The sequence below is a fragment of the Bacteroidota bacterium genome, from assembly GCA_036522515.1.
Lineage (GTDB): Bacteria > Bacteroidota > Ignavibacteria > UBA10030 > SZUA-254 > VBOC01.
In genome coordinates, this window is the sequence record DATDFQ010000043.1 from 372147 (window position 1) to 385847 (window position 13701).

13 protein-coding genes and 1 tRNA gene are annotated in these 13701 nt (G+C 59.9%); 7 read left to right on the forward strand and 7 right to left on the reverse strand.

All coding sequences use genetic code 11. The annotated features are described in order from the left end of the window. Positions 1–12: 12 nt before the first annotated feature. The 3 genes from hpnE to hpnC are packed head-to-tail and all read right to left on the reverse strand — an operon-like array spanning position 13 to position 3248. A complete protein-coding gene (gene hpnE, locus VI215_07890) occupies positions 13–1356 on the reverse strand; it encodes a hydroxysqualene dehydroxylase HpnE (GenBank protein ID HEY6192231.1) in 1344 nt (447 codons plus the stop codon). 36 nt (positions 1357–1392) lie between these two features. Continuing rightward, complete coding sequence (gene hpnD / locus VI215_07895) at positions 1393–2256, reverse strand: presqualene diphosphate synthase HpnD (GenBank protein HEY6192232.1); 864 nt, start codon at positions 2254–2256, stop codon at positions 1393–1395. Further along, the gene (gene hpnC, locus VI215_07900) at positions 2241–3248 is read right to left on the reverse strand and encodes a squalene synthase HpnC (GenBank protein ID HEY6192233.1); all 1008 of its coding nucleotides are present in this window, start codon (positions 3246–3248) and stop codon (positions 2241–2243) included. The genes hpnD and hpnC overlap by 16 nt, the downstream gene beginning before the upstream one ends. 272 nt (positions 3249–3520) lie before the next feature. Between hpnC and VI215_07905 the strand changes: the two genes are divergently transcribed. The 7 genes from VI215_07905 to VI215_07935 all read left to right on the forward strand — a co-directional run bounded on the left by VI215_07905 (position 3521) and on the right by VI215_07935 (position 9199). Beyond that, positions 3521–3594: transfer RNA gene (locus VI215_07905), tRNA-Met, on the forward strand. 66 nt (positions 3595–3660) lie between these two features. Then, positions 3661–5055: a tRNA lysidine(34) synthetase TilS gene (gene tilS, locus VI215_07910; protein ID HEY6192234.1), complete on the forward strand. Its 1395-nt coding sequence runs from the start codon at positions 3661–3663 to the stop codon at positions 5053–5055. Then, positions 5052–5594, forward strand: coding sequence for a hypoxanthine phosphoribosyltransferase (hpt, locus tag VI215_07915; protein ID HEY6192235.1), 543 nt, complete (start codon positions 5052–5054; stop codon positions 5592–5594). Before tilS ends, hpt begins: the two co-directional genes overlap by 4 nt. 34 nt (positions 5595–5628) lie before the next feature. Continuing rightward, positions 5629–7695, forward strand: coding sequence for an ATP-dependent zinc metalloprotease FtsH (gene ftsH / locus VI215_07920; protein HEY6192236.1), 2067 nt, complete (start codon positions 5629–5631; stop codon positions 7693–7695). Further along, a complete protein-coding gene (locus tag VI215_07925; protein HEY6192237.1) occupies positions 7646–8344 on the forward strand; it encodes an SEC59/DGK1/VTE5 family protein in 699 nt (232 codons plus the stop codon). Before ftsH ends, VI215_07925 begins: the two co-directional genes overlap by 50 nt. Before the next feature lie 5 nt (positions 8345–8349). Beyond that, the gene (locus VI215_07930) at positions 8350–8805 is read left to right on the forward strand and encodes a hypothetical protein (protein ID HEY6192238.1); all 456 of its coding nucleotides are present in this window, start codon (positions 8350–8352) and stop codon (positions 8803–8805) included. 7 nt (positions 8806–8812) lie between these two features. Then, complete coding sequence (locus VI215_07935; protein HEY6192239.1) at positions 8813–9199, forward strand: co-chaperone GroES family protein; 387 nt, start codon at positions 8813–8815, stop codon at positions 9197–9199. A 7-nt stretch (positions 9200–9206) separates the two neighbouring features. Here the strand turns inward: VI215_07935 and VI215_07940 are convergent, their stop codons facing one another. The 4 genes from VI215_07940 to rdgB all read right to left on the reverse strand — a co-directional run bounded on the left by VI215_07940 (position 9207) and on the right by rdgB (position 13686). Further along, a complete protein-coding gene (locus tag VI215_07940; GenBank protein ID HEY6192240.1) occupies positions 9207–11192 on the reverse strand; it encodes a (Fe-S)-binding protein in 1986 nt (661 codons plus the stop codon). Positions 11193–11220: 28 nt separating this feature from the next. Next, the gene (locus VI215_07945; GenBank protein ID HEY6192241.1) at positions 11221–12126 is read right to left on the reverse strand and encodes a PhzF family phenazine biosynthesis protein; all 906 of its coding nucleotides are present in this window, start codon (positions 12124–12126) and stop codon (positions 11221–11223) included. Next, a complete protein-coding gene (locus VI215_07950; GenBank protein ID HEY6192242.1) occupies positions 12119–13000 on the reverse strand; it encodes a DUF4905 domain-containing protein in 882 nt (293 codons plus the stop codon). The genes VI215_07945 and VI215_07950 overlap by 8 nt, the downstream gene beginning before the upstream one ends. Positions 13001–13083: 83 nt before the next feature. Further along, positions 13084–13686, reverse strand: coding sequence for an RdgB/HAM1 family non-canonical purine NTP pyrophosphatase (rdgB, locus tag VI215_07955; GenBank protein ID HEY6192243.1), 603 nt, complete (start codon positions 13684–13686; stop codon positions 13084–13086). Positions 13687–13701: the final 15 nt, after the last annotated feature.

The window sequence follows — 13701 nt, forward strand, 5'->3', positions numbered from 1 at the left end:
CCCCCGCACGTCCTAGCCGATCAGATCGGCAGCCCTGTTTCCGCTCAGGACCGCTCCTTCAATCGTCGCCGGCAATCCCGTGTCGGTCCAGTCACCCGCCAGGAAGAGATTGGAGACGGGAGTTACCGCCCCGGGGCGCCATTGCTCGGCCTCGCACGTGGGAGAAAAAGTGGCCCGTTTTTCCTTGATGACGACCGATGAGACGAGTTTGCCCAGAGCCGGATAGACTCCGCGGAGGTCCTCGAGTGCGATCGAAAGCAACTCCTGACGGGAGAGATGGGCGTATTCGTGGGCGGCGCTGATGACGGCCGAGAGGTAGCCCGATTTCTTCCCGCCGCCCCCCGTGATCCTCCTCCGGTTGAACACCCATTGAATCCTCCGTCCGATCAACCCCACGAATTCTTCATTCATGACCTCCTCTTCGAACCAGAGATGGAGCGAGACGATGGGCGAGCTTTTGAGATGGTGCAACCCCGCAAACGGTTTTTCCTCCTGAAGATCCGGAGGGACCAATCGTTTCAACGAGTGGTAGGGGACCGCGGCGATAACATGAGCGGCGTTCAGCCGTCGGCCGTCCTTCAGCACGACGCCTGAGACCGCCGAATGCCGGATCTCCAGCGACGCAACCTCCGTGTTCACGAGGAGCCTGGCCTTTCTCGCAGCGAGGTAGCGGAGCGCCCCGGAGACATAGAGCTCCGTCTGGCCGACGGTGGGAAGAAGGATGGCAGAGTCGGATTTCTTCCCGAGGAACGCGGCACGAAGCGTCTTCGCGAACAGGAGAGCGGATGCCTTCCCGGGCGATTCGTTCATCACAGCGATTGCAATCGGATTCCAGAGGCACTCCATCGCGCGCCGCGATTGTCCGAGACCGGTCAACCATTGATCGACCGTGATCCCCGCGAGCTTCTCGTCGGCGCTCTTGTTCCGGCGGCTGAGGGCGAGACCGACCTTGAGAAGCCTCCTTCGCTCGGCAAGAGTGAGCAACTTGAATTTGAGCATGCCCGCGGGGAGGTGAAACGGCCGCGGGACCGGGGGCACGGCGAACGATGCGAAGCCCTTCTGCGGATGGTGCAGCGGAAGAGTCAGGGAGCGGACCTTGAGGAATTCCCTGCTGCCGATCGTGTCGAGATAGGCAAGGAGATTGTGGTAGGCGCCCAGGAGAATGTGCTGGCCGTTGTCGACGACATCTCCCGTGGCCGGGTCGGTAAAGGAGTAGCATCTCCCGCCGAGTCTCGGCGCCTGTTCGCACATGACGATTTCGGCGCCCCGGGAGGCCAGGCGCACAGCCGCGGCGAGCCCGCTCAATCCGCCCCCTATGATGAGAGCGTCAACGCGCGGCGGCGTGGAAGTACCCAGGGGACTTGTGTACCTTGATGCGTGGGGCGGTGCGGCTCATCGGCCGAAGAGCCGCTGCTTCACCCAGTATTTCACCGCGATCAGGAACTGGAGGAAGCGAGGGAGCCGGACGCGGTGGTCGAACACGTTGTACCCGGCATCCTTGATGCGGAGGAGCGTGTGAAAGTAGATCCGTTCCATGATCTTCGGGGCGAACATCGCGCGGCGGTCCTCGTTCGGCAGCGAATCCTTGGCCCGGCGGTAGTATTCCTCCGCGCGCCCGGTCTCAAATTCCATCAACTCGCGGAACTGAGGCGTGTACTTGCCCGCGAGGAGATCCGATTCCGTGTAGCCGAACCGCCGGAGATCTTCCTGCGGAAGGTAGATTCTGCCGTACGAGGCGTCGATGGCGACGTCGCGGAGGATGTTGGTAAGCTGCAGAGCGATGCCCAGGTTGACCGCATACTCCCGCGTCCCCCGGTTTCTCGGCCCGAAGATTTCGAGCGTCATCAGCCCGACCGAAGAGGCGACAAGCATGCAGTATTGTTTCAACTCTTCAAAATCTTCATACCGGTTCTTGACCAGATCCATCTCCACGCCCCGGACCAGCTCGGTGAAGTGCATCACGGGAATATTGAAGCGCCTGGCGATTGCGCTCAGGCGGTTGAGGACGGGATATTCCGACCGGCCTTCGAACGCGTGCTCGAGTTCCGCCCGCCACTTCCGGAGAAGTTCAATTTTCCCGTTGACTCCCGAGATCTCCGGGCCGTCGACGATATCGTCGGTCGTCCGGCAAAAGGCATAGACTGTTTTCAACGCCTCGCGCTTGTCCCTCGGAAGAAACGCGAGAGAGTAGTCGAAGCTCGATTTCCCCGGGACGGTCCCTGCTCCGCCCGGAAAGAAGGCTAGGTCAGATCCCACTGTTTCTTCTTTCTGCCGTACCGGCTCAGGTCGTCGACAAGAAGCGCGCGAACCAGGATCATGATCTTCCGGAGCGTTCCCAGCGAGGGCCTCCTGCCGGTGTCGAGGCCGCGCTTCTCGAGCAGGCGGAGTATCGACATCCCCCCGAGCCAGACCATCTTCAGCTCGACCTGGAGTTCCTTCTCGACCAGGCGGGGGAGTTCCGCCCCTTCATAAAACATCCCTTTCGTCCGCTCGATCTCGAACTTCATCAGCTCTTTGTAGCCCTTCCCGGGCACCCGGCCGAGCCAGCTCGCCTCGGCGTACCCGAAGCGGCGCATGTCCTCGAGAGGAATGTACAAACGGTTCCTGGCGGCATCGACGAAGACATCCTGCCAGAAGTTCGCAAGCTGCAGGGCGGTGCAGATCCGGTCCGAGAGAGCGAAGAGCGCCTCCTCCCTGTGCCCGAAGATCATCAGCACGAGCCTGCCGACGGGGTTCGCCGAGCAGCGGCAATAGCCGAGCAGGTCATCGAACGACTCGTACCGCGACTGTGTCACGTCCCGCCGGAATGCCGCAAGGAGGTCCAGAAGGGGTTCGATCGGGATCCGGTTCTGCCTGACGGTCTCGCCGAGTGCGATGAACACCGGGTGCTCCGCCTTCCCCTGGTAACACTCCCGGAGCATCCTCTCCCAATCGTCGAGATTGGCGAGCCGCTCGGCGGGAAGACGGTCCTGTTCGTCGGCAAAGTCATCCGCGACGCGGCTGAACGCATAAATGGCCTGAATGTAGGGGCGCTTGTCGGCAGGCAAAAAGAGCGATGCGACGGGAAAGTTTTCGTAGTGCGCCGTTGCGACCCTGGCACAATAGCGGAACGCCTCGTCAATTGAAACGGGGGAAACGGGGGAGACGCGGGATTCACCGGAGCCCTCCCCCGCGGGCTCCCACGAGGCCGTGACGGAACCCCCTGCGAAGCGGGCCGGCATGCTGTATGATGTGGTGAGATTCTCCATTTTTTTCTTCCCGGTTGCCGTCCGGGACGCGACGCTTGATTGGAAAAGTAGGGATTATCGTATCCATTCGCAACTCGTCCGGGACTGTACGTCGTGCCTCACTTTCCCGCCATTTGTCATCCTGAGGGAGCGGAGCGACCGAAGGATCTCCTCTCCATAGAGCACGGAGATCCTTCGCTGCGCTCAGGATGACAAACACAAAGTGAGTCACTACCGGGCGGCGTAACTCCTTGCATATCTTGCGTTTTTGTAGTATATTTTCGGTTAGTTACGGCGGAGTAGCTCAGTTGGTTAGAGCAACGGAATCATAATCCGTGTGTCGGGGGTTCGACTCCCTCCTCCGCTACGGCGCACGAACCCTTTCGGATGCGGGTGTCTGAAAGGAATTTTTTTTATCGGGTGAAGATGAGGCATGAACGCGTCAGAATCTCTCCTCGGCAGGCTCCGGGAATTCCTCCAGCGTTTCAGACTGATCGAACGCGGGGAGAAGATTATTCTGGCCGTGAGCGGAGGGTCGGATTCGATGGTCCTCCTGGATGCGTTCGAGCGTCTCAAGGACGATTATCAGCTGACTCTGGCGCTCGCGCATTTCAACCACCGGTTGCGCGGAGAAGAGTCGGATCAGGATGAGTCGTTCGTCCGCTCGGCGGCGGGCGCGCGGGGGTTGGAATGCTACGTGGAACGGGCCGATACGCGCGACATCGCCGATGCGCGCAGGCAATCGATCGAAGAGACGGCCAGGGAGTTGCGCTATGAATTCTTCAGGAAACTCCGGTCCTCCCTCGGCTTCCAGCGGGTTGCGACAGCTCACCAGGCGGACGATAACGCGGAAACGATCCTCTTTAACCTCTTCAGGGGTGCCGGCGTCCGGGGGCTTTCGGGCATTCCGGTCAAACGGGACGACCAGTGCGTCGTTCGCCCCCTCCTGTTCGCCACCAAAGAACTGATCATGAAATACGCGTCCGAGCGCGAGGTCCGGTACCGCGACGATTCGACGAACGCCGGGAACGAATACACACGGAATTTTCTCCGGCATGAAGTGATCCCCCTCGTGCGGAGGAATGTCAATCCGAACCTGATCGTAACCCTCCGGCGGACGGGCGAGCTGTTCAATCAGCTTGAAGAATACCTCGGAGCTGTGACACAGGGCGTCCTCCCGTCGGTGCTGGTCCGCGAAACTCCCCGGACCATCCGGATCGATTTGAAGGCGCTTCTGGATCAGCCCGCGTTTCTCCGCGAGCACCTTCTGCTTCATTTTGGCCGGAGGTTCACGTCGAGGGAAGTCGACTTCGGAACGGTGAAGACCATGCTCCGCGTGGCGGAGGGCGAAACGGGAAGTTCCTGCTCGATCGGCGGCGACGCCGTCTTTTACCGGAACCGCGGGCAGCTGGTCTTTTCGCGCGTGAAGCGGCTGGCTCCGTACCGGCACCGGATCGAGCTGAACAGGAGATATGAATTCGACCGGTTCGGGTTCGGATCGGCGCTGGGCGGCGAGATCAACCTGTCGGCGGACCCGAACACCGAATTCGTCGACGCGGACACGCTCGGCGAGGAATGCGTCCTGCGAAGCTGGAAGGAAGGCGACTGGTTTGTTCCCCTCGGGATGCGGGAAAAGAAGAAACTGAGCGATTTTTTTATTGACGAAAAAATACCGTTATTTGAAAAGCTGGCCATTCCCGTTTTCGTCTCGGACGGCGAAATCGTGTGGGTATGCGGGAAACGGCTCGACGACAGGCATAAAATCAGACCGACCACAACACGAGTGATGAAGCTGGACTATGCGCCCCGAAGCAGCCCGGATGAATGAGTAAATACATCACGGTACACGACGACCGCTTCGTACTTTATCTGACGGAAAAGAAGATTCAGGCGCGCGTGAAGGCGCTCGGCAGGAAGGTGAGCAGGGACTACAAGGGGCGGGTTCCCATCTTTATCGGGATCCTGAACGGCGCGTTCGTGTTCATGGCGGATCTCATCAGGCACGTGGATATCGATTGCGAGATCGATTTCATGAAGCTCTCCAGCTACGGGGACGCCAAGATCAGCTCCGGGAACGTCACCCTTCTCAAGGAGCTGAATTGCCAGGTCGAGGGACGGGACATCATTATCGTGGAAGACATCGTGGATTCGGGGTTATCGGTGGACTTCATGATCCGGCTGATTTCGCAGCATAACCCCCGGTCGTTCAAGGTGGTGACGCTGCTCTATAAAAAGGACGCCGCAAAGATCCGCGTCCCCATCAACTATGTCGGCTTCGTCATCCCGAATTACTTCGTGATCGGGTACGGGCTCGACTACGCTCAGAAGGTGCGGAACCTGCGCGGAATTTACCGCCTGAGCGACTAACTAAACAAAGCAGAAAAACGTTAGACATCTAGACATGGAAAACGATCCGCAAGACCTCAAGCGTATGAACGACAAGCAGTTGCGAAGAAAGCTGCCCCGGCCGCGGAGAAACCGCCCTTCGAAGAACCAGTTCCGCGGAGACGACGACTTCAACTGGGGAAAAGTGCTCAAGGTCGTTTTGAGCTGGTCCGCGATCATCCTCGGCGTGTTCATCGTGATGACCCTCTTCCGCTCCCAGGAGGGGACGGAGTACGAACTCGACTATACCCAGTACCAATCGCTCCTCAAGGAGGGGTTGATCAACAACGCGACGATCAAGAAATCGGATCTCAACAACTACGATTTTCACGGGATCCTGAAAAAATCGGTGGACGTCGCGACCTCCACCGGCAGGACCCTCCCCGTCCAGCGATTCGTGGTCACCCTCCCCTACATCGACGCGAGCGTCGTGAAGGACTGGAACGACAAGGAAATCCGGTTCACGATCACCAAGGAGGACAACACCTGGATGAACGCCCTCCTCAGCGTCCTCCCGTGGGTCCTGCTGTTCGTCGTCTGGCTGATCATCATGCGGCGGATGCAGGGAATGGGGACCAAGGGGATCTTTTCCTTCGGGAAGAGCCGCGCGAAAAGCATCAACGAGGGCGCGGCGAAAGTGACGTTTCAGGATGTCGCCGGCGCCGACGAAGCGAAAGTCGAGCTCCAGGAGATCATCGAGTTCCTCAAGGAACCGACCAAGTTCCAGCGGCTCGGGGGAAAAATTCCGCGGGGCGTCCTGCTCCTCGGGCCTCCCGGAACCGGTAAGACACTCCTCGCGCGGGCGGTGGCCGGCGAGGCGGGTGTGCCCTTCTTCTCCATCTCCGGCGCCGAATTCGTTGAAATGTTCGTGGGGGTCGGGGCCAGCCGCGTGCGCGATCTGTTCGAAACGGGGAAGAAGAACGCGCCCGCCATCATTTTCATAGACGAAATCGACGCCGTCGGGCGCCATCGCGGAGCCGGGCTCGGCGGAGGGCACGACGAGCGGGAACAGACGCTCAACCAGCTCCTTGTGGAGATGGACGGGTTCGAACAGAACAGCGGGGTCATCATCATCGCCGCCACAAACAGGCCCGACGTTCTCGATCCGGCGCTTCTGCGGCCGGGGCGGTTTGACCGGCAGGTCGTCGTCGACCGGCCCGATGTGAGGGGGCGCGAGGGGATCCTGAAGGTCCACACCCGCAACATTCCCCTCGACGACACCGTGAAGCTCGACGTCCTGGCGAAGGGGACACCGGGACTCGCCGGGGCCGATCTCGCGAACCTCGTGAACGAGGCCGCCCTTCTCGCGGCCCGCCAGAACCAGAAGGCCGTCACGATGCGGCACTTCGAAGAGGCGAAAGACAAGGTCATGATGGGCATCGAGCGGAAGAGCCTCATCATCTCCGATCAGGAGAAAAAGATCACCGCCTATCATGAATCCGGGCACGTTCTCGTGGCGCGGAAGATCCCGGAGGCCGACCCGGTCCACAAGGTCACGATCATCCCGCGCGGCCGCGCCCTGGGGGTGACGACCTATTTGCCGATCGACGAGAAACACACCTACTCCAAGCAATACCTCGAAGCCATGATTTCGTACGCGCTCGGCGGCCGCGCGGCCGAAAAGCTCATCTTCGACCAATTCACGACCGGCGCGGGAAACGACATCGAACGGGCCACAAATCTGGCCCACAAGATGGTCTGCGAGTGGGGGATGAGCGAGCGGCTCGGCCCTCTCGCCTACGGCGCGAAGGAAGAGGAGATTTTCCTGGGAAGGGAGATTACGAGGTCGAAGAATTACTCCGAGAGCACCGCCATCGCGATCGACGAAGAGGTGAAGAAGATCATCACCGCCGGGATGGACCGCGCGGAGAATATCCTTCGCGAGAATGTCGACGCCCTCCATCGTCTCGCCCTTGCGCTTCTCGAACGCGAAATCCTTGACGGCGACGAAATCGACAAAGTGATCCGGGGCGAGACTCTGCCGCCGGTCGATCGCCGCACGAACGGACAAGAACAAGGCCCGAAAGCCACCAGTGACGAACGCTCCCGACCGGACAACATCGGAGATTTACAGAAGCCCTGACCAGCTCTCCGATGTCGATAGCTATCGCATCGAGCTGATCCGTAAATCGATCCACTTCTGTTCGATCCTGATTCCCGTCCTTTATTTCTACCTCCCCCGCTCCGTGGCCCTGGCGGCGCTCGTCCCCGTGACCGTCGCGTTCGTGGCGGTCGATGTCGCGCGCTATTACCACGAGCCCCTGGAGTCCTGGATTCTCAGGACGTTCGGACGGCTTCTGCGGGTGCGGGAGACCAGCGTCGAAAAGAAACGGCTGACCGGAGCGACCTGCGTCCTGATTGCTGCCACCCTCGCCGTGTTGATCTTCCCGAAGATCATCGCCGTCACGAGCTTCATGATCCTCATCATCTCCGATCTCACCGCCGCGCTGGTCGGGAAGCGCTTCGGCAAGCACCCCTTCTTCGGAAAGAGCCTGGAGGGAAGCGCCGCCTTCTTCGGAAGCGCCCTTCTGGTGGTCGCGATTCTTCCGAAGATCGAGTATAGGGCCGGAGAGTATGCGATCGGCGCGACCGCCGCTCTTGCGGGGGCGATCGTCGAGGCCCTTCCCGTCGACATCGACGATAATCTTTCCATCCCGCTCTCCGTGGGCGCCGTTCTCTGGGCCGGGTATACCCTCTTCTTCCCTCTCATGGATATTCACAGGTTCGGATAACCGGGATGCGGGCTTACTTATCGGGAGGGATGGAATATGCGGCCGGCGAGGGGGTCCACTGGCGGCGTGACCTGCAACAGTGGCTCGAGCAGAGCCTGAAACACGAAGTCTTCAACCCGAACGTCGAGAGCGACCGCTTTTTCAGCGCCCATCATCCGGGTGTCGATTTTCGCGCGCTGAAACGCGACGACGTTTCGCTCTACCGGCAGATAGCAGGGCGGCTCGTCGAACAGGATTGCCGTGAAATCGCCGAGCGGTCCGATTACGTCATCTGTTACTGGGATGAAGGCGCGGCGAAAGGCGCCGGCACCAAGGGGGAGCTGACCATCGCGCGGTTCTTCGGAAAGCCGATCTATCTCGTCACCTCGTATCCGCTTCCGGAGATCCCGGGCTGGATCCTCGGGTGCGTCACCAGGACGTTCGGCACCTTCGACGAATTGAAGAAATTCCTTTCCCAATAGAGGCGCTATGGAACATTCAGGCAGAAAAGAGATGATCGTGGTGGGAGACAAGGTGCTGGTCATCCCCGACAGCGACCGGGACAGAACCGAGCACGGGCTCTATCTTCCCCCCAATGTGAAGGAGCGGGAACGGGTGCAGAGCGGCTATATCATCAAGGTGGGTCCGGGCTACCCGGTGCCGAACCCCAACTTTATCGATCAGGAGTCGTGGTCGCCGACCCCGAGGGATCCGGTGAAATATATTCCTCTCCAGGCGGAAGAAGGCGACTACGCGATCTTTCTGCGCGAGCAGGCGATCGAAATGGAGTACGAGGAAAAGAAGTACCTGATCGTTCCGCAATCCGCGATCCTCATGCTCATCCGCAGGAACCCCATCGAATCGATCGGCCGGTAACCGGGGGTCACCCCTCCGCGGCTTCCAGCACCAGTTCGGCGATATCCTTTACCTGCACCGTCTCGGCGGCTTCCTTCGCCTTGACGCCGTCCGTCATCATCGTCATGCAGAAGGGGCAGGCGGTCCCGATCACGTCGGGCTTCAACGCAAGGGCTTCCTCCGTCCGCTCGATGTTCACCCGCTTCCCCGTCGATTCCTCCATGAACATCCTGGCTCCCCCGGCGCCGCAGCAGAATCCCCGGTCGCGCGACCGGGTCATCTCCTCGATCCGGATCCCCGGTATCGCCTTCAGCGCGTCCCGCGGCTGATCGTAGACCTGGTTGTACCGACCGAGGTAACAAGAATCGTGGTAGGTGATCGTGGCCTTTTTCTCCTTCGAGAGCTTGATGCGCCCCGAATCGATGAGTCCGATAATGAAGTCGGTGTGGTGGACGACGCTGTACGTTCCGCCGAACTGGGGATATTCGTTCCTGAAGATATTAAAACAGTGCGGGCAGGTGGTGACGATGGTTTTCACCCCATGCTTGTTCAGCGTCGCAACGTTCTCGGTCATGAGCATCTGCGCCAGGTACTCGTTGCCGCATCTGCGGGCGGGATCCCCGTTGCATTTTTCCTCGCCTCCCAGGATCGCAAACTTGACTCCGGCGATCTTCATCAGTTTTGCGAAGGCCATCGACACATTCTTGTACCGGACGTCGTACGCCCCCGCGCATCCGACCCAGAAGAGGATCTCCGCTTCGGGTGATTCCGAAACGAGGGGAATGTCGAGGCCCCTCGCCCAATCGGCCCTCGTGGAGTGGCTGAACCCCCACGGGGTGAAATTCCTCTCGAGGTTCTGAAACGTCGCCTGCAACTCCTTCGGAAATCTCGATTCGGAAAGGACGAGGTACCTCCGCATGTCCACGATCGCGTCAACGTGCTCGATCTGTACGGGGCACTCCTGAACGCACGCCATGCAGGTCGTGCACGCCCAGAGCTCCTCTTCGGATATGTAACCGTCGAGAAGCGGCTTGCCGGCTTCTTCCGGCTTCGCTTCCGCGCCGGCTGAAGCCTTCTCCACAAGCCTTCTCCGTATGTCGACGATGATCTTTTTCGGAGAAAGGGGCTTCCCGGTGAGCGCAGCCGGGCAGGCTGCGGTGCAGCGGCCGCATTCCGTGCAGGTATACCCGTCCAGCAGCTGTTTCCATGTCAGGTCCTCGACATCCGAAACTCCGAACTTCACGGCCTGCTCATCCTGGAGATTCAGGGGTTTGAGGGTCCCCCTCGCCCCGAGTTTTGCGAGATAGACGTTCGGGATGGACGAAAGGATATGAAGGTGCTTGGAGTACGGAAGGTAGTTCAGAAACCCGAGCACCAGAAGGATATGGGCCCACCAGAAGAAGGCGAACCACCCGGCGACCTCACCGGGCTGCCAGCCGGGGAAGCAGATCGCGGCGACCGCCCGGGAGACAAAGCGGGACGCGGCCGCAGGCTCTCCGCCGGGCGCAAGATTCGCCGCGTTCTGCCCGAACATCGCCGACATGATCAGGAGAATGAGGAGAAGAATGACCGTCGCATCCAGCCGCGCGTGGCCCCCCGCCTCAAGCCGCTTCGGCTTGAGGACATAGCGGCGGAACAGCGCGAAGAGGACGGAGCAGGCCACGAGCAGCCCGAGGAGCTCCTGGAGGAATACCAGCGGCGGATAGAGCGGGCCGAGAAACGAGAAGGTGAATCCGGTCGAGAAGCCCTCCCCCACGGTCTCCAGAATCGCGAGAAGGAGGATCACGAATCCCCAGAAAATGAAGAAATGCATCACTCCGGCGACGGGTTCCCTCAGAAGTTTCGACTGCCCGAACGCCACGATCAGGACATTCTTGAGGCGGTCGAGCGGCCTGTCCGTCCGGTTGTCGGCCTTCCCGATCGCGAGGGTGCGGATCAGCCGCCGTGCGTTCAGGACGAAGAAGGAAATCGAAGCGAGAAGGAGAACGAGGAACAATCCGGTCTGAAGCGTCATGCGTGTGCCGGGAGTCGGGGGCGTTCGTTCAGTCGTGCAGGAGCATGTCGCCTTCGAGAACCGTCACGGCGTTCCCGCCTATCTTGACGGAGACCGGCCTGGTGTCGGCCACCTCAAGCTCGACGGTCACCCTCCCGCGCCTCCCGATGGCGTCGCCTTGCTCCCCCTGGAAGACGCACCGGCCGTTCTTGAGGTCGAGGACTCCGCTTTCGAACAGATGCACCGCAAGCGGAGCGTGCGACGAGCCGGTCACCGGATCTTCGTTGATGCCGGTATTCGGAGCGAAGAAGCGGGAATGGACGACGGACTCCCTGTCGACTGTCTCAGTGGTGAACGCGCAGAGGCCCCGCAGGTTCCGGGAATCCAGAAAGTTCGCCATCGCCAGAAAATTCGGCTTGATGGAGAACAGCGTGTGGAGACGTTTCAGCGGGACGAGGAGATAGTCGCTTCGGACGATTTGAAGCTGGTTGTCGAATTCGCTCATGGAAACGTTCAGGACGCGGACGAGGTCGATCTTGTAGGGGAGCGCTCGTTCGAGCGCGGGAATCTTCATGCCGAACATGATTGAGATCAGTCCGTTTTTCTTGGTCACGTCGACCGGGAGAATTCCCGATCCTGTCTCAAGCCGGAACTGGTACTTTCCCTCCTTGGTCATGTTCATCCGGTTCTCCTCCGCCAGAACGTGGAACCCCGCGATGGTCGCATGGCCGCAGAGGGGCACTTCCGTTGTGGGGGTGAACCACCTGATCCGGGCATCCGCCTCCGCGCTCGAGGAGGGGAGGAGGAATGCGGTCTCCGACAAATTCATTTCCCTCGCGACTCCCTGCATGTCGCGGTCGCTCAAATCTTTGCCGTCGAGCACCACGCCGGCAGGGTTCCCGGTATGGGCCACGGTGGTGAACGCATCGACGTGCTTGACCCGGATCCTAGCCATGCGGTCCCGATCCCGTCTGCGCGTCGAACGCTCTCAGGATTCTTTTCTCCGAAATCGAATAAAAACGGTCGCCCAGCCCGAAGAATGCGTCGGGCACAGCGGCAGCGGCGCGCGAATTGAGGATGTCGCGGTAGAGAATCCGGCCGCTCTTTTCTTCCGCGATGAGAAAATGGTGATCCAGGAGCGGTTCGACCGGATCGTTTCCGGTCGCGGCATAATAGGCGACGCCGAGGAGATCTTTTTTGCGAAGATATTCGATGAAGTGTACCCTCCCCGCGCCGGAGACCAGTTTTGCGATCGTGCCGGCGACGTCCTCCCCTTCGCTGCCTGGATGCACAAACGGAACGGGAAAATCGATCCTCTCCTCGTAGCGGACAGACTTCCGGAGAGCGTTCAGAGCCTCTCCCTCCAGCTCACGCGTTTCCCCGCCGGTCATAGGATCGAGCTCCAGGTAGGTCCGTCCGTCGCTCTGATCCCTGGCGGCGTAGATGCCGTTTCCTTGCGAAAAGAGATAGGTGACCTCCTCGTTGGACCAACGCAATTTTCCCGAGAACAGATCAAGGGCATGGATCTTCTTGTGATCGGGAAAATCGGGCATCGCGTATTCGTGGAGAAGGACGAGGTCGTCGTGGAGTGCCTCAATACCGATCCACCACGGTTCCGCCAAACGGAGATCTCTCCAGAGTTGCGCTCCGTTCTCCGCGTCTATGCAGAAGAACGAGACTCGCTTCTCTCCGATATTCCGCTCTTCCCCGACAAATTGTCCTTTTCCCGACGGTAGCAACCTCCAAATAATCCCACGGACCTGAAATTCCCAGGCGGGGGCCAGATGTTTACTTCGTGCGGATCGCTTCAGCCATCCAGTCAGCGACATCGTGATAATTCTCGAATAAGATAATCATCTCGTAATTTAATAGCAAGATTTTTTACAACATCAAAAATCTTGCGAACTCAGAATTATGGAAAATTATTTACGTATTCTCGCAAAATCTCTTTCATCTGCAGAAACGCGATAGCCCGGTGGCTAATCCGGTTCTTGATGCCGGCCGAAAGCTGCGCGAACGTACGGTCATAGCCGTCGGGGATAAAGAGCGGATCATATCCGAACCCCCCCTCCCCCTCCGGCCTCTCCGGTATCGATCCCGCGCAGATCCCCTCGGCCGTTCTCACAACGCCCGCGGCGACAAAGGCCGCGACGCACCGGAAGCGAGCCTTCCTGGCCCCCGGCGGAACGTTCGATAGCTCCCTGAGGAGCTTGAGGTTGTTCTCATCGTAGCTCACATGCTCCCCGGCATACCGGGCCGAGAGAACCCCCGGTCTCATCCCCAGCGCGAACACCTCCAGCCCCGAATCATCTGCGATCGTCGGCAGTCGGAACCTCGCATAAATTTCGGAGGCTTTTTTCAAAGCGTTCGCTTCGAGCGTCTCCCCGTCCTCGACGACATCGGGCGAGTCCGGAAGCTCGGTCAGGCTCGTGATCCTCACCGGCAATCCGGAAAGGATGGAAGTAATTTCCCTGACTTTTCCGGGGTTTTTCGTGGCGAGAAGAATCGGATGCATGGAAGATCGCCTTCG

Coding starts and splice junctions, on each gene's coding strand:
- hpnC (HEY6192233.1), bottom strand. CDS start 3,248: ATGGAGAATCTCACCACATCATACAGCATGCCGGCCCGCTTCGCAGGG.
- tilS (HEY6192234.1), top strand. CDS start 3,661: ATGAACGCGTCAGAATCTCTCCTCGGCAGGCTCCGGGAATTCCTCCAG.
- hpt (HEY6192235.1), top strand. CDS start 5,052: ATGAGTAAATACATCACGGTACACGACGACCGCTTCGTACTTTATCTG.
- ftsH (HEY6192236.1), top strand. CDS start 5,629: ATGGAAAACGATCCGCAAGACCTCAAGCGTATGAACGACAAGCAGTTG.
- VI215_07930 (HEY6192238.1), top strand. CDS start 8,350: ATGCGGGCTTACTTATCGGGAGGGATGGAATATGCGGCCGGCGAGGGG.
- VI215_07935 (HEY6192239.1), top strand. CDS start 8,813: ATGGAACATTCAGGCAGAAAAGAGATGATCGTGGTGGGAGACAAGGTG.
- VI215_07940 (HEY6192240.1), bottom strand. CDS start 11,192: ATGACGCTTCAGACCGGATTGTTCCTCGTTCTCCTTCTCGCTTCGATT.
- VI215_07945 (HEY6192241.1), bottom strand. CDS start 12,126: ATGGCTAGGATCCGGGTCAAGCACGTCGATGCGTTCACCACCGTGGCC.
- VI215_07950 (HEY6192242.1), bottom strand. CDS start 13,000: ATGTCGCTGACTGGATGGCTGAAGCGATCCGCACGAAGTAAACATCTG.
- rdgB (HEY6192243.1), bottom strand. CDS start 13,686: ATGCATCCGATTCTTCTCGCCACGAAAAACCCCGGAAAAGTCAGGGAA.